At 37.2% G+C, this 22,246-nt stretch carries 16 protein-coding genes and 4 tRNA genes; 11 read left to right on the forward strand and 9 right to left on the reverse strand.

Features of this window, described 5'->3' with window-relative positions; genetic code table 11:
- Positions 1 to 39: 39 nt before the first annotated feature.
- A complete protein-coding gene (gene flhC, locus P3L44_RS13435) occupies positions 40 to 630 on the reverse strand; it encodes a flagellar transcriptional regulator FlhC (protein ID WP_004255732.1) in 591 nt (196 codons plus the stop codon).
- A complete protein-coding gene (flhD, locus tag P3L44_RS13440) occupies positions 627 to 977 on the reverse strand; it encodes a flagellar transcriptional regulator FlhD (protein ID WP_036957860.1) in 351 nt (116 codons plus the stop codon). Before flhD ends, flhC begins: the two co-directional genes overlap by 4 nt.
- A 1,647-nt stretch (positions 978 to 2,624) precedes the next feature.
- Here flhD and P3L44_RS13445 point away from each other — a divergent pair.
- Together P3L44_RS13445 and P3L44_RS13450 are read left to right on the forward strand one after the other, a co-directional pair.
- Positions 2,625 to 3,077 (forward strand): hypothetical protein, encoded by a 453-nt coding sequence (locus tag P3L44_RS13445; protein WP_094961159.1) that lies wholly within the window; start codon positions 2,625 to 2,627, stop codon positions 3,075 to 3,077.
- A 536-nt stretch (positions 3,078 to 3,613) separates the two neighbouring features.
- Positions 3,614 to 4,609, forward strand: a complete 996-nt coding sequence (locus P3L44_RS13450) for an acetyltransferase (protein WP_272661451.1) — start codon at positions 3,614 to 3,616, stop codon at positions 4,607 to 4,609.
- 198 nt (positions 4,610 to 4,807) lie between these two features.
- On the opposite strand, the gene P3L44_RS13455 is transcribed toward P3L44_RS13450, so the two are convergent.
- Positions 4,808 to 4,883: transfer RNA gene (locus P3L44_RS13455), tRNA-Lys, on the reverse strand.
- A gap of 255 nt (positions 4,884 to 5,138) precedes the next feature.
- Here P3L44_RS13455 and cycA point away from each other — a divergent pair.
- The gene (cycA, locus tag P3L44_RS13460; protein WP_096864671.1) at positions 5,139 to 6,539 is read left to right on the forward strand and encodes a D-serine/D-alanine/glycine transporter; all 1,401 of its coding nucleotides are present in this window, start codon (positions 5,139 to 5,141) and stop codon (positions 6,537 to 6,539) included.
- Positions 6,540 to 6,614: 75 nt separating this feature from the next.
- Here the strand turns inward: cycA and putP are convergent, their stop codons facing one another.
- Positions 6,615 to 8,099 carry a sodium/proline symporter PutP gene (putP, locus tag P3L44_RS13465; protein ID WP_094961158.1) on the reverse strand — a complete coding sequence of 495 codons (1,485 nt, stop codon included), beginning with the start codon at positions 8,097 to 8,099 and terminating at the stop codon, positions 6,615 to 6,617.
- Positions 8,100 to 8,598: 499 nt separating this feature from the next.
- Here putP and putA point away from each other — a divergent pair, with 499 nt between their 5' ends.
- The gene (gene putA, locus P3L44_RS13470) at positions 8,599 to 12,582 is read left to right on the forward strand and encodes a trifunctional transcriptional regulator/proline dehydrogenase/L-glutamate gamma-semialdehyde dehydrogenase (protein ID WP_272661450.1); all 3,984 of its coding nucleotides are present in this window, start codon (positions 8,599 to 8,601) and stop codon (positions 12,580 to 12,582) included.
- 220 nt (positions 12,583 to 12,802) lie between these two features.
- Here putA and fliZ read toward each other — a convergent pair whose 3' ends face one another.
- A complete protein-coding gene (fliZ, locus tag P3L44_RS13475; protein WP_004255757.1) occupies positions 12,803 to 13,321 on the reverse strand; it encodes a flagella biosynthesis regulatory protein FliZ in 519 nt (172 codons plus the stop codon).
- 1,047 nt (positions 13,322 to 14,368) lie between these two features.
- Between fliZ and P3L44_RS13480 the strand changes: the two genes are divergently transcribed.
- On the forward strand, positions 14,369 to 14,680 hold the full coding sequence (locus P3L44_RS13480) for a DUF5339 domain-containing protein (RefSeq protein ID WP_004255760.1): 312 nt from the start codon (positions 14,369 to 14,371) through the stop codon (positions 14,678 to 14,680).
- Positions 14,681 to 14,839: 159 nt separating this feature from the next.
- Here the strand turns inward: P3L44_RS13480 and mgtA are convergent, their stop codons facing one another.
- The 4 genes from mgtA to cspE all read right to left on the reverse strand — a co-directional run bounded on the left by mgtA (position 14,840) and on the right by cspE (position 19,290).
- Positions 14,840 to 17,542, reverse strand: a complete 2,703-nt coding sequence (gene mgtA, locus P3L44_RS13485; protein WP_272661449.1) for a magnesium-translocating P-type ATPase — start codon at positions 17,540 to 17,542, stop codon at positions 14,840 to 14,842.
- Between the two features lie 149 nt (positions 17,543 to 17,691).
- Entirely contained in the window at positions 17,692 to 18,390 is a 699-nt protein-coding gene (locus P3L44_RS13490; protein ID WP_004255789.1) for an MgtC family protein, read from the reverse strand.
- Between the two features lie 393 nt (positions 18,391 to 18,783).
- Complete coding sequence (dsrB, locus tag P3L44_RS13495; RefSeq protein WP_004255792.1) at positions 18,784 to 18,975, reverse strand: protein DsrB; 192 nt, start codon at positions 18,973 to 18,975, stop codon at positions 18,784 to 18,786.
- 102 nt (positions 18,976 to 19,077) lie between these two features.
- Positions 19,078 to 19,290, reverse strand: a complete 213-nt coding sequence (gene cspE / locus P3L44_RS13500; RefSeq protein WP_004909801.1) for a transcription antiterminator/RNA stability regulator CspE — start codon at positions 19,288 to 19,290, stop codon at positions 19,078 to 19,080.
- Positions 19,291 to 19,769: 479 nt separating this feature from the next.
- On the opposite strand from cspE, the gene P3L44_RS13505 reads away from it, so the two are divergent.
- The 6 genes from P3L44_RS13505 to P3L44_RS13530 all read left to right on the forward strand — a co-directional run bounded on the left by P3L44_RS13505 (position 19,770) and on the right by P3L44_RS13530 (position 22,135).
- Positions 19,770 to 20,273, forward strand: coding sequence for a YlaC family protein (locus P3L44_RS13505; RefSeq protein WP_140170730.1), 504 nt, complete (start codon positions 19,770 to 19,772; stop codon positions 20,271 to 20,273).
- A 135-nt stretch (positions 20,274 to 20,408) separates the two neighbouring features.
- Positions 20,409 to 20,484 (forward strand) — tRNA-Asn (locus P3L44_RS13510).
- Positions 20,485 to 20,739: 255 nt separating this feature from the next.
- A tRNA-Asn gene (locus P3L44_RS13515) sits at positions 20,740 to 20,815 on the forward strand.
- A gap of 223 nt (positions 20,816 to 21,038) precedes the next feature.
- A complete protein-coding gene (locus tag P3L44_RS13520) occupies positions 21,039 to 21,326 on the forward strand; it encodes a transposase (RefSeq protein WP_272661448.1) in 288 nt (95 codons plus the stop codon).
- A gap of 59 nt (positions 21,327 to 21,385) precedes the next feature.
- The gene (locus P3L44_RS13525; protein ID WP_272661447.1) at positions 21,386 to 21,826 is read left to right on the forward strand and encodes an IS3 family transposase; all 441 of its coding nucleotides are present in this window, start codon (positions 21,386 to 21,388) and stop codon (positions 21,824 to 21,826) included.
- Positions 21,827 to 22,059: 233 nt separating this feature from the next.
- A tRNA-Asn gene (locus P3L44_RS13530) sits at positions 22,060 to 22,135 on the forward strand.
- Positions 22,136 to 22,246 lie beyond the last annotated feature (111 nt).

The raw sequence follows: 22,246 nt of genomic DNA on the forward strand, positions 1-22,246 counted from the left end.
ACAGGCAAAAAATTTTGCCTGCTAACCAAATCAATCCAATTACATTACCGCTTTAGTAATGCCATCCTGTCGATATACCGTAATATCGGCTAGATGTTCGGAAAGTTTACGTTTTTTTATTGCGCGTGATGGCGGTTGGCATAAACTACAAGTGAAGCTATTTTCAGGAATATGTGCGTAAGTAATAAAAGAGCCATGGCAACAACTACATTGTGAACTTTGTAACATGCCACTTTCCACAAAACGGACTAGCGTCCAAGCACGTGTTAAAGCCAACAAAGGTTCTTCGCCGGGTTCTGGAATACACTGTTCAAGGTATAACCTATAGGCTTTTAATATAGCGTCAACACCACGACATTGGCCGCTTTTCAGTAAAAATTGATAAGCATTATAGAACATGGATGAATGAATATTCTGTTCCCATGTCATAAACCAATCTGTAGAAAAAGGTAACATTCCTTTCGGTGGAGGGCTACCTCTTAGCTCTTTGTATAAACGAACTAAACGACCGCGACTGATTTGCGTTTCACTTTCTAACATTTGAAGGCGAGCGCCCAAAGAGATCAATTCCATGGCTAGTCGAATGTCATTCGCTTCTTGGACTATACTTTTTTCAGCTGCGGTACTCATCTTTTTCTCGCTATTTCAGTGTCGCCCTCATTATGCGTTTGCAATAATCGGGTCGAAAGTAAGATACCTGTATGAATTTGTTGTAATTCATCAACTCTTGAATCACGAGTTAGTTTTTCAATTGTTTCACTATTATCAAATCTAAACTGGCAGATTAGCTGGTTTGTCTCTGCTAATTTGACTAATTGAGGGAGTGTAAGGTCTGCTAAAGTAGTTGCCATTGCATCAGAGATACCTAGACGAAACATCGCAGAGGCTTTCTCTTGAGAGATGAGTTTTTGGGCTAATAGCAAATATGAGAGGTTAATATCGTATATATGCTTCAGAAAATCTGTCGTCGAGCTCATTTTTTTTCCTTTCCGAATATTATCAACATCTGTGCGATCTGTGTGCAAAAAGAACAAATATGAATTTAAAAGTATTGTGTATTCAAATTATTAAATTAAAAAATTAATTAAATTGGGTAAATGTAATTCCATTAATTTCCCCATGTTATCCATTAAAAATACCCAATTTGGAGTACAAATACACAAGCTTCCAAACTTAAATTAAATATATTTCCTGAATACCTACAACAATAAAGAATGACTAAAAAATTAGCGGTTTCCATAAAAATCAGAAATTGCTGATGTCATTATTAGTCGCCAATTATTATGCACCACTAAATTAACTATTCAAGGTACTTATGTTTCTTTTTGTATCAATAGGGTGATTACCCATTAATTCATTAAATAATCTTCATTATTTCTTTATCTTCTATTACCTTATCCTAAATATCCGCAACATTTTGAGTCAACCTAAGCAAAATGCCAGGATTTTAATCAAACCAATCACTCTTTACATGTGATTATTAAGCCTAATAAACCAAGCATAACATCAAAAACAACATATTGATCCAAATCAATTTTTAGTATTAAGAAACTGAGTTATACATTACTGTATTAAGGCGTTATCGGCATTATTGGAATAAAATTTAATCATTAATTTTCAATAAGTTTGATATATATTACAGCCATCGTTCAAAATTATTCAATCGCAGTTATCATATAAACAACCATTATATTGTCATACATATTAAGTATTCACTTCCACTTTCATTAGAATCATTAAACTATAAAATAAGTATCATCACCCTATAATATTAATAAAACTAATAAAATTTACGTCGATTACCAGTAATGAAAGTTTATTCAGCTTAAATATTTTTGTAAGATATTTTTGCATATTTATTATTTCAAGTGATCATTTTGTTATTAATTCATTAAAGTAGTTTTTTTGGGTTAATTAATATTTATTTTTTATGTAAAATGGCAAAAAATTCATTTTTTTTAATAAAAAGATCAACCTACGCTAACCTATCACTTTTGTGTTAAGAGCAAAAAATGTAGGTTTCAATTAAGAACATTCTATTTTCCAAATATTTTTTATATCATTTTTAAAATATTCAGTTAGTGCTCAAAATAAAAAGCACTAAAGGTATTATTAATTGTCTTCGTACTTATCATTTTTAGCCATTTTCACGTAACCATAATAATTTTAATAACTCAGTGTTATAATAACAAATGATTACTATATACTTTTATTTTAACAAAACCCCCTAGCCATCAAGTTATCTTAAGTAGAATTGCTTAATCAGATAATGAAAGATTAAAAAATAAATAACTTTTAGTTAAAATAATTCAGTGAGACATTTGCTTATAAAAGAAGCTAATTTATTAGGATTTTTATGGAAAAAAATATTTCTCAATTTGAGACAAACTTCACACTTGTTTTCTTTGTTTCTCAATAATTTCCGAATAAAGCGATTCTCACATTGCTGAATTTATGTTAGGAAAATCACATTAATTGTACTAACAACCCCCTCATAACAACATGTAGGATCAATAGATACAAAAATGAAGAAAGAAATGACCACATAAGTTAGTTGATAAACTTGTTTTCCTCATGCTCCAGTGCAACACTGAGCACTCTGAAATATAATTTGAAGGAAAAATATGTTCAATTATCAGGCAACAATAGAATTTATTGAGGAAGAAAACGTATATGAAATCAATTTTAGTGATTTTCCTGACCTTCAAGGAGTTAGCTATTGTAGAGAAGATGTTGAATTAGAAGCCCAAGAAATTTTGCTAGCCTCTTTTGCAGAACATATCGAACTCAGAAAACCAATTCCATTAGCAACACAACAAAAAAATGGTGAAGCATTTACGGTTTATTTACCCATAATCTGTTGCTTAAAAATTGCCTTGCATAACGCCATTCTCAACTCTGCAATGCAACGCGTCGATCTCGCTCGCAGATTGAATATCAATGCACAACAGATAGAACGCTTACTGGATATTCATTACACATCTAAAATTGACCTTTTAGAACAAGCCTTATACATATTGGGCGTCGAGCCTTCAATTACAGTGACTCAAAAAATATTTGATAACAATATAAGCTAATCATCATCCAAGGACTATATAATAAAGTTATCACTGAAATAGCCCTAAAATTCTTGATTTACTTCTTACTGATACTAAAAAGTATCATTAGCTGCTTATGTAATAGCAGAGACTTGAGTTAAATTTAGCTCCCTATTCTCATCCTCTGCTATTCAATCGTTTTCCCTGTACATTTCACGTGCTAAAAAACAACTGCGTTCTATTTCAAACATCCCTCCCCTAACTGGTTGAATTTCAATCAAATCATACTTTACCCAATCAAAAATAACTCTGCTTTCAGTTACCTCTCATTTTTTAGTTCTTAGACCTAAAAGTTTGTGATTTTTATCTAGCCATTAAGTGATACAAAATTGTGCAATAAACTTATATTCAATTCCTAAATCATGTTCCCTCTTACAATAAGAATAAAATATTAACAGAAAAAGACTAATCAATATTAGACTTATTATCTCTCATTTCGTAATTACTAAAATAATTTCTTTTAAATTATAACCCCAATGAGGTACAATAAATTAATTTTTATATAGGGCATATATATGAAAAAAAATCACTTAATCTTGAATATAAAAAGCGTTGGCCAACCATATTGGCCAACACTAAAATTAATATTAAGTTCATTAATTGTTTTTAATTTTTATTTAAATTTAGTTGATAAAAGCAAATATTCGTTGCTTATTACTGTTTTTGACTTAACATTAATTCCTATGTTTGTATTTATAGTCGCATTTATAACAAAAAATACAACATGGAAAGAGTTAAAATCTCACCTTCTTCCTGCCCTTATAATTTATTTTACGTTTCAAACAATCGACATGGCTCCACTTTACTTCACCGGTGAGTTAACTTTAAAAAAATATTTGTTTTCTCCTCAGTACGGGGTTTGGTTCTTTTTAGCAACACCTATATGGCAAGCTGTTTTTTTATTATTACCAGAGAGCTTTAAATCAAACAAATTTAACCTATCTGCAACCTTAATTACATCACTAATAATATCATTTATAACAAAGACTTACCTAATGCCGATTTCTAGCTTTTTTTCAATTATTTTATATTTCCCATTTTTTGTTATTGCTTATTTTATTCATAATCAAAATATATTTTCGTTAAGGAAAAAGCCTATTATCACTATTTTTTGTATAGCATTTTTAGCGATTACCTTTCTTAATTATCGAAACGATTTTTATGAGATAATTTTCGGTGCAATCAAGACTAATTTAATTCTCAACTCATTCATTATCTATATTTTCGATTTTGTAATAAGCCTAATACTAGGTTCGATTATTATTTACTTTGCTTTATCAACTCAAAAATATGCAAAAATATCAAATAATGCTTTAGGTGTTTATTTAATCCATCCAATTATTTGTTTTGTAATATTACAAATATCAAGTTTTTTAGATATAGAACTAAATTTATTATTAATAATAGCATTTACTCTATCTACAATTACAATTGCACTTTTACTAGCATCAAACTCAATTATTCATTGGTTTATTGAACCAGTATTGAGATCTAATAAATTGAAAGAATAGCTTTATGAAGGATATGATAGCATAGCCTCTAAATATCAAATATATTATTGATATAAACAATGAGAACGGATGTAAAGTATCAAATTTAATGACCGAACATGCCAAACAAATTGATACTGTTTTCAATGGGTGCGTCCCAAATACGTCCCATACAGTCAGTATAGGTTCCGCAGCATGCTCATAACTCATTGAAAATATTGGTGGGTTGTGTGGGGATCGAACCCACGACCGAGTGATTAAGAGTCACCTACTCTGCCAACTGAGCTAACAACCCGATACAAAATATTTAACGCCTAACAATTGCTACAGTCAATATGATTCTGCTATTTTTATTACCTAAGTTAATTTTAAGTTGCGAATGTAAAATTTAAGAAAACTAATGCTTGAATAAACATCACTTCGCTCCTAACAAGATAACTTTTCCTTACTCTAATTGAGATTTGTGTCACAATATTTCACGCAAACATAACCACAAAATTAAAAAAAAGACTGTGGCTAATTATCACAAACCACTACGGACATCTTTAGTATGGAAGAAAATGCGAATTCACTATCAACACAACCCAATGCTGATCGTAATCAGCTAAAACGCAGCCTTAGTAACCGCCATATACAACTTATTGCGATTGGTGGAGCAATTGGAACAGGCTTATTTATGGGGTCTGGCAAAACCATTTCACTCGCAGGCCCATCGATTATCTTTGTGTATATGATAATTGGTTTTGTGCTATTTTTTGTGATGCGCGCAATGGGTGAACTGCTACTTTCTAATCTGAACTACAAATCATTCAGTGATTTTTCTGCTGACCTTATCGGTCCATGGGCAGGTTTTTTTGTCGGTTGGACGTACTGGTTCTGCTGGGTTATCACCGGTATTGCCGATATCATTGCCATTACATCCTATGTGAGCTTTTGGGTGCCTGATTTTCCTGAATGGGTAACCTCATTTATTTGCGTGGTCACCTTATTAACGCTTAACCTAGTTTCTGTCAGGCTTTTCGGTGAGCTCGAATTTTGGTTCGCTATGATAAAAATTGTTGCCATTGTGGCTCTCATTGCAGTAGGTGGCACATTAATTGCCATGAATTTCCAATCCCCTACGGGTCACACGGCATCTTTAAGTAACATTTGGAATGATGGCGGAATGTTCCCTATGGGGATCAGTGGTTTCTTTGCTGGCTTTCAAATTGCTATTTTTGCGTTTGTGGGAATTGAATTGGTGGGTACGGCAGCAGCAGAAACACGCGATCCAGAAAAATCTTTGCCAAAAGCTATCAACGCGATCCCTATCCGGATTATTGCATTTTATGTCTTATCTTTAATTGTCATTATGGCTGTTACACCTTGGCGAACCATATTGGCCGATAAAAGCCCATTTGTAGAGATGTTTGTCTTGATAAGCCTACCCGCAGCGGCAAGCATTGTTAACTTTGTGGTGCTAACTTCCGCAGCCTCTTCCGCAAATAGTGGTGTATTTTCCACCAGCCGAATGCTTTTTGGGCTTTCAAAAGAAGGGGATGCACCAAAGCAGTTCAGCCAATTATCAAAAAAAGCCGTGCCGGCTACTGGGCTAATTTTTACTTGTATCTGCCTCAGCTTTGGTATTGTTCTGATCTATTTTATTCCTGATATCATGCATGCATTCACGCTAGTCACCACCGTGTCTGCTATTCTCTTTATGTTTATTTGGAGCATGATTTTATATAGCTATTTAAATTTCCGTAAAAAACGCCCTGAAATGCACAAAGCATCTCATTACAAAATGCCTGCTGGAATTGTGATGTCATGGCTAAGCCTCGCTTTTTTCGCTTTTATGGTCGTGCTATTGGCATTCCAGCACGATACAAGACAAGCCTTAATTGCCACACCAGTTTGGTTTATTTTACTATTCATTGGTTACCAGTTCGCTAAGCGCAGAAAGAACCAATAATGATGAATAATAAATAGCAAAAAGGCCGAATAACAGTATCGTTACTCGGCCTTTTTCGTTTATAAACTTGCTCGATTAGCTTGCTTTATATTCTGCCTCAGCCTCATCAAAACGAGCTTGAACTGCTGCACTTGGTGCTTTAGTCATTAAACTCACAACAACAATAGCGATTGTTGCTAATAAGAAACCTGGGATGATTTCATACAAATCAAACCATTTGTATTTTATCCAAACTAATACTGTCACAGCACCGACTATCATTCCTGCAAGTGCACCTGTACGCGTCATTCGTTTCCACATTACAGAAATTAAAACAACAGGGCCAAATGCAGCGCCAAAGCCCGCCCATGCATTACTCACTAAAGCCAAAACTTTATTATTTGGGTCACGAGCAATGTAAATGGCAATCGCAGCGACTAATAACACCATAAAACGCCCTACCCAAACTAACTCTTTTTGGCTGGCACTTTTACGGATAAAAGGCTTATATAAATCTTCCGTTAGCGCACTCGCACAAACTAGTAATTGGCAACTTAGCGTACTCATTACCGCTGCTAATATAGCTGACAATAAAATACCGGCGATCCATGGGTTAAACAAAATTCCCGTTAGTTCCATGAATATACGCTCATTATTTTGCATAACCGAACCCGCTAAAGCCGGGTTATTTTCAAAATAAGCGATACCAAAGAAACCGACCGCAATCGTTCCGCCTAAACATAACACCATCCATGTCATACTAATACGTCGAGCAGAACGAATAGTACGAGCAGAGTCCGCCGCCATAAAACGCGCTAAGATATGGGGTTGACCAAAATAGCCTAATCCCCAACCTAATAATGACAGAATTGCGATGATATTCATGTCTTTAAACATATCAAGATATTCAGGATTCTTAGCTTTGATCACTTCAATAGAGGTATCTATTCCCCCTAAAGAAAGGATTACAACAATAGGTGTAAGAATCAATGCGAAGATCATTAATGAAGCTTGAACAGTATCGGTCCAACTTACGGCTAAAAAGCCACCTAAAAAAGTGTAAGCAATTGTCGCTAATGCCCCTAACCACATCGCTTTCTCATAACTCATATTAAATGTGCTTTCAAATAACAAACCACCAGCGACCACACCTGATGCACAATAAATCGTAAAGAAAACTAAAATCACAACAGCAGAAATTATACGTAAAATCTTACTGTTATCTTCAAAACGGCTAGTAAAGTAGTCTGGCAATGTTAACGCATTATTATTTTTTTCTGTTTGGACACGTAAACGCCCAGCAACAAATAACCAGTTAAGATATGCACCGAGACTCAAACCGATAGCAATCCAACTTTCAGAAATCCCGGCCAAGAAAATCGCACCTGGCAACCCCATGAGTAACCAACCGCTCATATCTGAAGCACCAGCAGACAATGCAGTTACAACACTGCCTAAACTTCTTCCACCCAGAATATAATCGTCAAAGTTTTTCGTTGAGCGATAGGCCATATAGCCAATTAATAACATGCCAGTAATGTATACGACGAACATAATGATCATCGGAGTGCTTACAGTCATCCTGTTTTCTCCATTGAGTAGCTTTAAAATTGTTAGTTATCTTTATAAGTTTCCGTTGATAACTTGTAACTTCATAGTGTTGCACTTTATTGCACATATTTAATTTATCTGTGCGAACACCAAATAGGTTGTGATTGTTTGTGTTGCACTAACTTAATATCTTAGCTGCCCCATCCTAGACAGAGTCGTATTAAATTAACAAGAAATTAACTATTTTTTATTGCATAAATAGAATCCATATCACAAATGTTAAAATTTAAACTTAAATTCACAATCGAATGTTTAACTATTCCACCTAAAACAAAATAAACATAACTACATGTAAAATATAATAAATAAATCAAAAGTGTTTTACTTTAAAATATTAAAACTTAAAAAAACCGATATGTTTCACATTTTCTTCAGAAATCACGCTTAACAATGTTGCACAAAGTTGCAACATTAAGATAATGTGGTGTAACTTTTTGATTAAAATGACTCGTGACCTAGAGGAATTAAGATGAGTAGCACAACAACTATGGGTGTGAGACTTGATGAAGCAACTCGTGAACGCATTAAAAATGCCGCTCAGCGTCTTGACCGCACATCACACTGGCTTATCAAACAAGCTATTTATAATTACCTAGAACAACTCGATAATGGCCAAGCCTTTCCAGAGCTCGCACCGGGTATCGATGTAAAAGAAAATCAAACTTCTGATGAAGACACCACCGTTGAATCTAACTATCAACCATTCTTAGATTTCGCAGAGCACATTTTACCACAATCTGTAAAACGCTCTGCAATTACTTCTGCTTACCGAATTCCTGAAACACAAGCCGTACCAATGTTGTTACAACAAGCACAGCTCCCTACAGAACAAGCTGAAGCTGCTCATAAATTAGCTTATTCAATCGCTGAAAAACTGCGTAATCAAAAAAATGGTATCGGCCGGTCAGGTTTGGTTCAAGGCTTACTTCAAGAGTTTTCACTTTCATCTCAGGAAGGTGTCGCATTAATGTGTCTCGCAGAGGCCTTATTACGTATTCCTGATAAAGCAACTCGTGATGCACTTATCCGTGACAAAATCAGCAATGGAAACTGGCAATCACACCTCGGCCAAAGTAGCTCAATGTTTGTTAATGCTGCAACTTGGGGTCTGCTATTTACGGGGAAATTAGTTTCTACGCATAATGAAGCTAAACTCTCAACCTCACTTAATCGCATCATTAGTAAAAGTGGTGAACCACTGGTACGTAAAGGTGTTGATATGGCGATGCGCCTTATGGGAGAGCAATTTGTTACTGGCGAAACTATCTCCCAAGCACTCGCTAACGCGCGAAAGCTCGAAGATAAAGGCTTCCGCTATTCCTACGACATGTTGGGCGAAGCCGCATTAACGGAAAAAGATGCACAAGATTACATGGTGTCTTACCAACAAGCTATCCACGCGATTGGTAAAGCATCAAATGGCCGCGGCATTTATGAAGGCCCTGGTATTTCAATTAAGCTATCTGCATTACATCCACGTTATAGTCGCGCACAATACTCTCGCGTGATGGAAGAACTTTATCCACGCCTATTATCCCTCGTATTACAAGCGCACCAATACGATGTAGGGATTAATATTGACGCAGAAGAAGCCGACCGCTTAGAAATCTCTTTAGATTTGCTAGAAAAACTCTGTTTTGAGCCACAACTCGCGGGTTGGAATGGGATTGGCTTTGTAATTCAGGCCTATCAAAAACGCTGCCCATTTGTGATTGACTCAATCATAAATTTAGCTGAACGCAGCCAACGTCGCTTAATGATCCGCCTAGTAAAAGGTGCTTATTGGGACAGTGAAATCAAGCGCGCACAAATAGATGGGCTAGAAGGTTATCCAGTTTATACGCGTAAGGTGTATACTGACGTTTCTTATATTGCTTGTGCACGAAAACTGTTGTCGGTTCCCAATTTAATTTACCCGCAGTTTGCAACACATAATGCACATACTCTCTCTGCTATCTACCAAATTGCAGGTAAAAACTACTACCCTGGTCAATACGAATTCCAATGCCTACATGGAATGGGTGAGCCACTTTATGAACAAGTGGTTGGTAAGGTTGCTGATGGCAAACTAAACCGCCCTTGCCGTATTTATGCACCAGTCGGTACTCACGAGACGCTACTTGCCTACTTGGTTCGTCGATTGTTAGAAAATGGCGCAAATACTTCATTTGTAAACCGTATCGCTGATACCACTATTCCTCTAGATGAATTAGTTGCCGACCCAGTTAAAGATGTTTTAGAACTGTCTAAAACTGAAGGACAAATTGGCTTACCGCATCCAAAAATTCCGTTACCACGTGATTTATATGGGCAAGAGCGTGTGAATTCGATGGGGCTTGACCTATCAAACGAGCATCGACTGGCTTCGCTATCAAGTGCCCTACTGAGTGCGGCTATGCAGCAAAAAATGGCAGAACCACTGTTAGGGGGCGACTTCCAAGCTTCGCAAACATTGCCCGATGCGACACCAATTATTAACCCTGCCTGCCACAAAGATATTGTCGGCCACGTTCGTGAAACAACAGAACAAGAAGCTGAACATGCATTAAATACCGCTAACAATGCAGGTACTATCTGGTTCGCAACGCCTCCTTCTGAACGAGCGGCCATCTTATTACGAGCCGCTGACCTCATGGAGCAACAGTTACAACCGCTGTTAGATATTTTAGTACGTGAAGCCGGTAAAACCTACAACAATGCGATTGCGGAAGTTAGGGAAGCGGTAGATTTTCTTAATTACTATGCAACCCAAGTCAAGAATGATTTTGATAACAACACACACCGTCCTTTAGGGCCTGTGGTCTGTATTAGTCCGTGGAACTTCCCGTTAGCAATATTTTCAGGCCAAATTGCTGCGGCTCTCGCAGCAGGTAACACCGTACTCGCGAAACCAGCTGAACAAACACCATTAATCGGCGCTATCGCGGTATCTATTTTGCATCAAGCGGGCATTCCTCGCGATGTACTGCAATTTTTACCGGGTAAAGGTGAAACCATTGGCGCTCAACTCGTTGGTGATACTCGTGTTCGCGGGGTCATGTTTACAGGGTCAACAGAAGTCGCAGGGTTACTTCAACGTAATATTGCAGGGCGCTTAGATGCACAAGGACGGCCTACCCCGCTGATTGCAGAAACCGGCGGATTAAATGCAATGATAGTTGATTCTTCTGCACTCACAGAACAGGTTGTCACTGATGTCGTCGCATCTGCTTTTGATAGCGCGGGCCAACGTTGTTCGGCACTGCGCATTTTATGTATCCAAGAGGATGTCGCAGATAGAACGATTCGTATGTTAAAAGGCGCAATGGAAGAGTGCCGTATGGGGAACCCTGAGCATTTATCAACCGATATAGGCCCTGTGATTGACCATGAAGCAAAAGAGAATATCGATCAACATATTCAAAAAATGCGCAGCAAAGGGAAATCGGTCTTCCAAGCAGCATTTGAGAACCATGATGATCAGCAAGAGCAACAGGAAGGAACCTATGTTAAGCCAACATTAATAGAACTTGATGATGTTAGTGAGCTGAAAAAAGAGATCTTTGGTCCTGTTCTGCACGTTGTACGTTTTAAACGAGATGAGTTAGAAGCACTTGTTGAACAAATTAATGCAGCCGGTTATGGACTGACACTTGGTGTTCACACTCGTATCGATGAAACTATCAACCAAGTTGTTTCAAAAGCTAAAGTTGGCAATCTGTACGTAAACCGCAATATGGTTGGCGCCGTTGTTGGGGTGCAACCTTTTGGTGGTGAAGGTTTATCTGGAACTGGGCCTAAAGCAGGTGGGCCATTATACCTTTACCGTTTATTAAGCGAACGTCCAGATAACGCAGTTTCAAATACCTTAGAGCGACAAGATAGCCATTTACCCATGGATGCCAGTGCTAAAACTGTTTTACTTGAACCATTTGAAGCACTTACACAATGGTCTGAAAAACAAAACTCGGTTATTTCGCCTTCCGTGATTGAGCTATTTACACGCCATAGTCAAACAGGAACCACCCGTGTATTACCGGGCCCAACAGGAGAAAGAAATACCTATACCTTGCGCCCGCGTGGTTTGATTTTATGCCTTAGCGATAATGAACAAGATTGCTTAACCCAGCTAACAGCTGTACTTTCTGCGGGTTGTCAGGTGTTATGGTCAGATAGTGAGCTCCATCAGAAACTGTTTAAGTCACTACCTGAAAAAGTGAGAAAAACCATATCGATAACCAAAAACTGGATAGAATCGAAAGAGCCAATCGAAGGGGTTATTTATCATGGTGACAGCGATCAGTTAAAAGAAGTTTGCGCGGTGGTTGCACAACGTAAAGGGCCAATTATTTCAGTTCAAGGCTTTGAACGTGGTGAAACTAACCTGATGACTGAACGCCTACTTCATGAACGTTCATTGAGTGTCAATACCGCTGCAGCAGGTGGTAATGCTAGCTTAATGACGATTGGGTAATAAGTAAAAGGCCTGGCTTCGTTATCTACGAAGGCCAGGCCATACATGATTACATATTTATTTAAAAATACACTTATCTCATAAGAATAACTGTCGTGCTTCCTATCAGATAAGTGCTATCCCAAAGAGCTGTCAGCTAAAAACATAAAAGGTGTCCACGAGGACACCATTACTTAAAAACAACAAAGAAAATAGCAATGCTTATTTTCAATATGTCATTCTAATTATTGCACTTTTCTGATTCCCAGAATAAATATTGTTCATATTTACGTAATGCAATATTGTAATTACTAAATGCAGAATCTGTCATTTTTTCACTCAACTCTTCTTGAACTTTACTCGCAGTAAATTCTTTCATAGAAAAATTAGAGGAAGATAACAATTCATCTAAACGGCGTAAGCGAACAACATATTCACGAACCGTACTATGGCTCATCTCAGTCTGTAAGAATAAATACTGTTTAAATGACATAATATCAAAATAATCAGTATTACTATTGCAATAAATTTCACTACAAAAACGACAAAGTGCAGTAAATTTATCTTGCAGCTCCCCCCAAGTGCCTTCATCAACCAATTCAGTCATGTCAGCGATAGCTTCTTTATTTAAGATGTCATCGTTGAAAACTAAAGAGATGCGATCAAGGGTTTTGTGACAGTGTGCACAATGAGTTTGGCTGTGTTTAAAATCTTTGATGTAACGACTCAGAGGCCGTTTCTTTACAATAGAAGCAGACATAATGGTAAAGCCCTGTGTGTAAGTCTAAATATAAAATTGTAACCAGATAAGTCAGGCTACATACATTGTATGCCCATAGCATTAATATAATATCTGCTATGTTGCATTGCGATATGGTGAACCCATATCATATATCCTTACTTTACCTTTAGAGAACTCATCATTCTAAAAATGTACAGTAAGAAAAGTTATCGCCCTTTGTTAAAAACATTCTAACCCGTCTCTCGCTCTTTGGCGAATTTCTACGGTGAGTCAATTTTGGTATGAATTTGAGTTAGCGTCAACAAAATTAACTTAATTGTCGTTAACCCTGTACACTTATCATTAACCATAAGTTAAGCGATATTTCTTCATTAGTTCGCTTAAAAACAAAGACTCTACCTGATAATTTCATCTTCGTACAAAGAAAATTTAATTTAAAAATCAAACTGGTACCTATACAAAGGTTTTATTCTTAAATTTGTGAACTAGCTCACCTTTCACATCTATAATTGCATCTTAAATGAACAGCCATTAATTCTATAAATATTTCATAGTGAAAACTTATCATTCGACCGTAAACATTTTGTTACAAATAAACGATTTTTTAATATATTTAATCGCATATAAAAAAACGTTATAACGATATTAAAAAGGCTTATATAGGCATTTTTATAGGTAAATACACGTATGACGTATTATTCTATCTTGGTAGCTAAAACATAATTTTCGTCAAAAAATATATTTATTAAATTAACTAACCATTATCCCCTTACCCTAATAGCCCTCATACTTCTTTTATCTGCTTTCCATTTTTCTTCCACTTACCAATTACTCTAGACAAACATAGAATAGTTAAAGACAACCTATAACATAATGATAAAAAACAACTTATTTGTCCCCGTGAATTTATGTAACGGAAATGAGCTAAAACAAAATACGATAGCCCAATTAAATTGAAATTTAATTAATTAACCGATGTATTATTTTAGGATTTGTCACGTTTGATATTAAAAACATCTCTTATATACTCAATTCGCTATATAAATAATTTTAATAAGGTTGATTATGAAAAAGTTGATTTTAGCTTGTGGTATGGGTTTATTGGCACTGACAATCACTGCTTGTTCAGAAGAAGAGAAAAAAGGTGAAGTTGCTGGCGCAACTGAAACTTGTAACGCTTACTTCGCTGAAGTTGATAGCTTAATTGCTAAAGCTTCAGAAAACCCGCAAGCAAAAGCTCAGTTAGACGCAATGAAAGGTCAACTGGAAGAGGGTAAAAAACAGGTTGCTGCACTACCTAAAGACCAGCAAGATAAAGCTTGCCAACAGGGTATTGATGCAATGAAACAGATGAAAACTGCTTTAGGCCTGCAATAAGCCCTATTCTTTTTATTCTGTAATCAAAAAGAGCCATTATTATTATGGCTCTTTTTATTTTATGAATATTAATGAGTTACAATAAATATCAAATAACCCATACGATATAGCTACCCAAAGGTGCAAGCCCCCCTTGGCCTCACACCTTTTAACATTATTTTATAACCACGTTCCAAAACGTTTAATATAAAATTGCTTCATTAGTTGAGCTACAACACAATAACTGACTAATGTGAGAGCGAGCCATGGGAAATATTCTATTGGCAACGGTTGTAACCCTATCATTTCACCAAATGAAGAAAATGGAATATATAAACCAAGAGCCATAATTAACCCTGTTGTTAACATAACAGGTAATGCGGCAGTGCTTTGTATAAACGGTATTTTTTGTGTTCTTAACATATGAACAACCAACGTCTGTGAAAGTAATCCTTCAACAAACCAACCTGATTGGAACAGCGCTTCATGAGCGACACTATTCGCTTGGAATACATACCACATTAACGCAAAAGTTGTGATATCAAAGATAGATGAGGTTGGTCCAATCCAAATCATAAAGCGGCCAATATTTTTCGCATCCCACTTGCGAGGACGTTTTAAAAACTCTTTATCCATTTTATCCCAGGGTAATGCAAGCTGGGAAATATCATACAGTAAGTTTTGAACGAGCAAATGAATGGCTAGCATCGGTAAGAAGGGAATAAATGCACTGGCAATCAATACAGAAAATACGTTACCGAAGTTAGAGCTCGCTGTCATATTTAAGTATTTAATAATATTGCCGAAAGTTTCACGTCCTTTAATCACCCCCTGCTCTAATACCATTAAATCTTTTTCAAGTAAGATAATATCCGCAGATTCCTTAGCAATGTCCGTCCCTGTATCAACTGAAATTCCCACATCAGCATCACGTAATGCCGGTGCATCGTTAATCCCATCACCAAGAAAGCCAACTGTATGCCCATTTGCTTGTAACCGCTTTAAAATACGGGATTTTTGCAAAGGTGTTAATTTACAAAAAACTGAAACCTGCTCAACTTTCTGACCGAGCTCTTCGTCCGTCAAAGCCTCAATTTCCAGACCAGTCATGATTTCACTGATATTTAGACCAACATCACGACAAATTTTTTCGGTAATAATCGCATTATCACCCGTCAACACCTTCACCGTAACACCATTTTCACGTAGCGCTGTAATGGCTGAAATTGCGCTTTCTTTTGCTGGGTCAAGAAAAGTTAAAATGCCTTGTAGTTCTAACTGATGCTCAGCTTGAGTTGAAAGCGGTAAGCGGGCTTCAGCATCATTCAAACGACGAGTTGCAAGTAACAATACACGAAATCCTTGTCTGTTATAATCACTCACTAGCTCAGTAATTTTTACCCTTGCTTGGTCGTCAAGTAAATGCAGTTCACCATCTTGTTGGTAACTTTGGCAGACAGCTAACATTTCCTCCGCGGCACCTTTACAAATAAGTAGAGCTTCGCCTTTCGGTGTTCGTACTGTCACTGACAATTTGCGTCGAATAAAATCAAAGGGTAACTCATCAATTTTTTGGAATACTTTTAGCTGCTCAACTTCACTGTTCCCTCTACCACGACGAATAATTGCCTGATCCATCATATTTTTAGCCCCACTTTGGTGGAAGCTGTTTAGCCAAGCTAGTTGCAAAATTTTACTATTTTTTTGCCCATTGCTGTCCAAATAATGTTCTAAAATAATACGATCTTGCGTCAATGTTCCCGTTTTATCCGTACACAGCACATCCATTGCGCCAAAGTTTTGGATAGCATTTAACCTTTTAACAATCACCTTGTGCTTTGACATGGCAATTGCACCTTTGGCTAAATTCGAGCTAACAATCATCGGTAACATTTCCGGTGTTAAACCCACGGCAACCGCCAGTGAAAATAGTGTTGCTTCGAACCAATCTCCTTTTGTAAACCCATTGATAAGTAAGACGATTGGTACCATGACTAACATAAAGCGAATCAATAACCAGCTTACGCTATTCACACCACGGTCAAACGAAGTTTGCGCACGACTCCCCACAATAGATTTGGCCAGCGAGCCTAGATAGGTTTTCCCACCCGTTGCCACCACAATTCCACGCGCCGTCCCGCTGGTAACATTGGTTCCCATTAAACAAATATTTGAAATTTCTAACAGTTCATTTTCAGTTGGCGATACGGGATCTAAATTTTTGGCTGAAACGTCACCTAATGTGTCGTATTTTTCTACAGGTATTGATTCCCCTGTTAGAATGGCTTGGCTGATAAACAAGTCCCTTGATTCGACTAGCTTTAAATCAGCAGGAACCATATCTCCAGCGGATAGCAACACAATATCCCCAGGTACTAAGCATTTGATCGGTACCTCTTTTCTAACAGAACGCCCCGTTTTATTATCACGACGAAATACAGTAGCCGTCGTACGAACTAAAGATTTCAATGCTTCCGCAGCCTTATTGGTACGATACTCTTGCCAAAAACGTAAAAAAACACTCAATAAAACCATTGTGACAATAATAATCACGCCGGTTAAATCTGTTTCTTCGCCTTGGCGTTCAGGAATAACATAATCCGTAAAAAAGCTAACAACAGCTAATACAATCAGTACGAATATAAATGGATTTTTAAAAGAAGTGAGTAGTTGCTTCCATGCTGGAGGGGCTTTTTCATGAGCAACTTCATTTTCACCTTCAGTCACAAGACGGTCCATCGCCTCATTCTCTGATAAGCCTAATAGATTTGTTTGATATTCATTGAGCACTTGCTCAATATTTTTACTCGCTTGTTCGCCAACAATAAATTTTTGGCGTGCAGCGGCTTTGACGCTTTTGCGCGGTTGTCTTATTTCAGTCATAACGTTGTCTCGAATACAACACTCGTGATTTTAACGCTATCCAACTGAAATAAAATTAGTTTATTATCAGTTAGATAGTTCCAATTTACTACTCCATGACGGAGGGTGGTCGCCCATTTCAGCTCCTATAGTGAGTTAATTTAAAGTCATCAGGCCGGTAGCTCTGATGCCACTTTCCAATTGATAGCACTAACACTTTGCTCAAGGCTTATTCTGCATACCAATGCTTCAATTTCTTTTTGCTCGGCAGGTGTCGCAAGAAATTCAGCACACACTTCTAGCTGCTCAGGCTTTAGTGTGTCTGCACTACTTAACGATTGCAGCCGAATATGCAGTCCATTAATTGCTTGTAAAATAAGAGTTCTTACTAAAATTTCATCCGTTTGATGGCACATCACGCGAATTTTATAACGTTGCTCTACATCGAGTGCTTGCTGTTGTGGTTGTTTATTAATTCGTGAAGCGGCTTCTCTTAATAAAATATTGGCGCATAAAATTAATAACGTTGCCATCAAGGCCAAAGAATACTGGCCTAATCCACATAAAACACCGATCCCCGCGGAACACCAAAGCGTTGCCGCAGTATTTAGGCCTCGGATGTTCATGCCTTCACGCATAATCACTCCCGCACCGAGAAAACCAATTCCTGACACCACTTGGGCAGCAATACGACCAGGACTATCAGGTGATGTTGTTACAGAACTTAAAATAAATACCGCCGCTCCGGTTGCAACCAGTGCATTAGTTCTCAAGCCCGCCATTCGTTGACGCCACTGGCGCTCAGCACCAATTAATGCACCAAAACACATAGCAGACAGCAAATTTAAAATATCAGGGGAAAAAAGCATGATAATCCCTCCAAAAATAACTTGGATAATGATTTATATGCTTAATAAAAAGCATATAGCCATATTTTGAGTAAAATAATTACTCAAAAACCATTAGCTATTGCCTGGAGGAAATAAAGAATAAATATAGACCAACATAATACACACTCAATACAGCTATAATACGCTATCTAATGAAATACAATTATAAGGGAGTAGTATGATGAGAAAACATCAGACACCGCCCGCCGTTGTGGCAAGCAGTGAAAAGAAAAGACGATTACTGGCTTGCCATTAAATTAAGTTTTTATTCCAACTCTGACTGTCCAAGTAATAATCTCCTAAGTAAAAGATGGAAGGAGTATAAGTGGGGAAAATTATTAAGTAAAGGACAAAGTGCCCATTAAATTGAACTTATCTTTCAATTGGCGTAACAAAAATCCCTTCATCGCCTTCTTTTTCATTAAAGAACCAAATACCTTCAGGGTAATCAGGTAATGCAATTAAATACATTACCCCTTCATTGAAGGGTTCAATAAGTAAAATAGTTCCTTCTCGACGCTCTTCTCCGTCTGTTTTTACATAAACACGGTCATTAATATTCATAACATTCTTTTCCAACAAAATATATTAACCATAAATGTAGCGCATACGAAAAAGCCCGTCATTAAAAATGACGGGCTTTAGAAAATCAGTTAAGCAATTAGCTTAGATAGCAGTTACGTTAGCAGCTGCTGGGCCTTTTGCACCGTTTTCAATGGTGAATTCAACTTGCTGACCTTCAGCCAGAGTTTTGAAACCATTGCCCTGAATGGCAGAGAAGTGGACGAAAACGTCTTTGCTACCATCAGCTGGAGTGATGAAACCGAAGCCTTTAGACTCGTTGAACCACTTAACTTGACCTTTCATTTTGTCGGACATTTGACTTTTCCTATATAACATCAAAAAAACTTGCCTTTTGGCATATACGGGCCAGAGTCAACTATTTAATCAGGGAAACACCAAGATGAAGCGTCACGGTCAAAGGCTATCTGTGATAACTTTCTTCTTTAGAACACACTAACTCAGTAATCATACATCAAATAGGACTGCTAAACAGGCCGACACTCATTAACTCATGACTTAAAGATAATAGCAACTATTTTATACGAGCAAACCTCAAAAATATGCTGTTTTTTCGATTGCGTCACTTTTATCGGCTATAACGTTAACAAAAACGCTGCATTTAGTTGATAGTTTAAAGAAAACTTTAATTTAAAAAGCCAACAACCTAATAAATGTCAGTAAGAATTATCCGATACGATGACAATCTGTGTAAATATTTTTTTTAACTGATATATAACAATCTCAACGGCTCGTGATACCCTCCTAGTATAGATATCTGACAGAGAGTTATACACATGGATATTATCAAACAAATACTCGTCGAAGATTTGGATACCATCAATAAACGTGAAAACCGTGATGGGAAACCTTATTTTAATAGCCAATTTCTCGCCAACCACCCTTATTTATGTATTGGTATGGTTGCGGCTTATGTCCCCCTAGCCATTATTCTTTGGTACGCCCCTTATTTTGGTCCTTATTGGGCTCTGGGTATCACCATTCTTTTTATTGTATTAGCAAGTGTACTACTTTTTGACATCAAACCTGTTTATCACTTTGAAGATATTGGCGTCTTAGATTTACGTGTCTGTTATAACGGGGAATGGTTTGTTACTGAACCAGTTTCTGATAATGCGATAAGCAAAATCATTGATTCACAAGATGTTAGCTCTGCTATAAAACAAGAAATATCGCGTTTAATTGCATTAAAAGGAATGATTTCCTTTTATGATATCTATCATGTCGCTTATCCTGAAGTTTCTACGCAATTACCTGGTACACTTGCAACTCAAAATTAATTCAATATCAATTAACTAGAGTAAAACTTCGTCATAATGTGCATTGAATGAGCAGTTGGATATTTTTTCTGTTTTTATGATTGACAGCCTGAGATGATATCGTTAATATGCGCCTCGTTCTCAGGAACAAGCAATTCCTCCATAGTTCAGTCGGTAGAACGGCGGACTGTTAATCCGTATGTCGCTGGTTCAAGTCCAGCTGGAGGAGCCAAATTTAAAAAGCCCGCTTAATGCGGGCTTTTTGCTATCTGCTAAATATATATCACCATTATATCATTCATCTCTACTATCAATGATCTCCTAGCACCTCTCATAATCCATCTGGTATGCATTACGCATCATATATTAGGATAGATAACCACCAAATCGATTACTTAACGCCCACTTGGCTATTTTTTTCATTTTTATACTTTACAACAGTGAACAGGATGGGTAATATGCGCCTCGTTCTCAGGAACAAAGCAATTCCTCCATAGTTCAGTCGGTAGAACGGCGGACTGTTAATCCGTATGTCGCTGGTTCAAGTCCAGCTGGAGGAGCCAAATTTAAAAAGCCCGCTTAATGCGGGCTTTTTGCTATCTACCTAAAAATCACTCTTCTTAGCATTACTTTACTTACGGCAAATACAAGAGTTCCCACCATAAAATAAATACTTATTCTTTCTCTAGAAAAAATTGTTTAATCGTCTGGCGTAACCTGTTGTGCTTTAATAAAAATGGACACTTTGATAAAGGAATATATTCACTTTAAATATAAGATGTCGAAATGAAACGAAAATCACCAAAGCAATATACTGATGACTTTAAGAAAGAAGCGATTAATTTAGTCGTTGAACAAGGCTACACCGTTTCGCAAGCGGCTAGCGCTCTCGGAATAACAACTAAACTTCTCTATGCTTGGCGAAAACATCATGACACTGAAAATAAACCCAATGCATTAACTTTTCTTGAACGACAGGAATTACTCGCTTTACGTAAAGAAGTTAAGCAATTGAAAATGGAGAAAGAAATCCTAAAAAAGGCGAGTGCCTTCTTTGCGAAAGAGTTGCTATAAGGTGTTGGTTCGTTCAAGAGCATAAAGCGCAATATCCCATTAAGCACTTGTGCCGAGTAATGAAGCTGAGTCGTTCAACGTTTTATGCTTGGCGAAAACGGCCAGTTAAACCGCTTGATGAATACACGCTTAAACTGCACCAAAAAGCCAGTGACATCTTCAGCGAAAGCCGAGAAAGCTTAGGTTACCGGATGTTAGCGGCACAATTACGCCAAGAAGGTTATGTTATCAGTGATTATCGAACACGAAAGTTGATGAAGCACCTTGGGTTAGTGGTTAAGCAAAGAAAACGGTTTCGTGGTCAATCAAAAGGTAAAGCGATAGCCACCGCCGATAATTTATTGAATCAAAATTTTAATCCGGTTGCGGTCAATGAAATCTGGGCAGGGGATGTCACCTATTTAAAAACGCCGGAAGGTTGGCTCTATCTGGCTATCGTGATGGATTCTTCAGTATCACTTTCCGCGATAAAAATTAAACTACTTTATATCCATCCATGACTTAGTAGTGATTAACTACGATTAACCTCTAAACTTGAAATAATATACCGCTCATCAACTCAGATTTGTCTCAGTCTTTTCGTTAGTGTATGGCCTTGATTAATCACCACTACTCTATTTTCGATCAAACTTCCGACAGTTCGCACAGATAACAGGCAAACAAACAATTTTTTCGATATTCTCCTTTGACAATGCGGTGAGAGAAAGCTAATATCCTCTGCGTACCAAGGAGTTCCTCCATAGTTCAGTCGGTAGAACGGCGGACTGTTAATCCGTATGTCGCTGGTTCGAGTCCAGCTGGAGGAGCCAAAATTTAGAAAAACCTGCTTAAGGAAACTTAAGCAGGTTTTTTGCTATTGAACGAACTAAATAAGCCACCTATTTACGTTATTTGCGCGATCTATCCCTGAAATAAGCTAT

Origin of the sequence: Providencia sp. PROV175 (assembly GCF_032707045.1) — a bacterium.
Lineage (GTDB): Bacteria > Pseudomonadota > Gammaproteobacteria > Enterobacterales > Enterobacteriaceae > Providencia > Providencia hangzhouensis.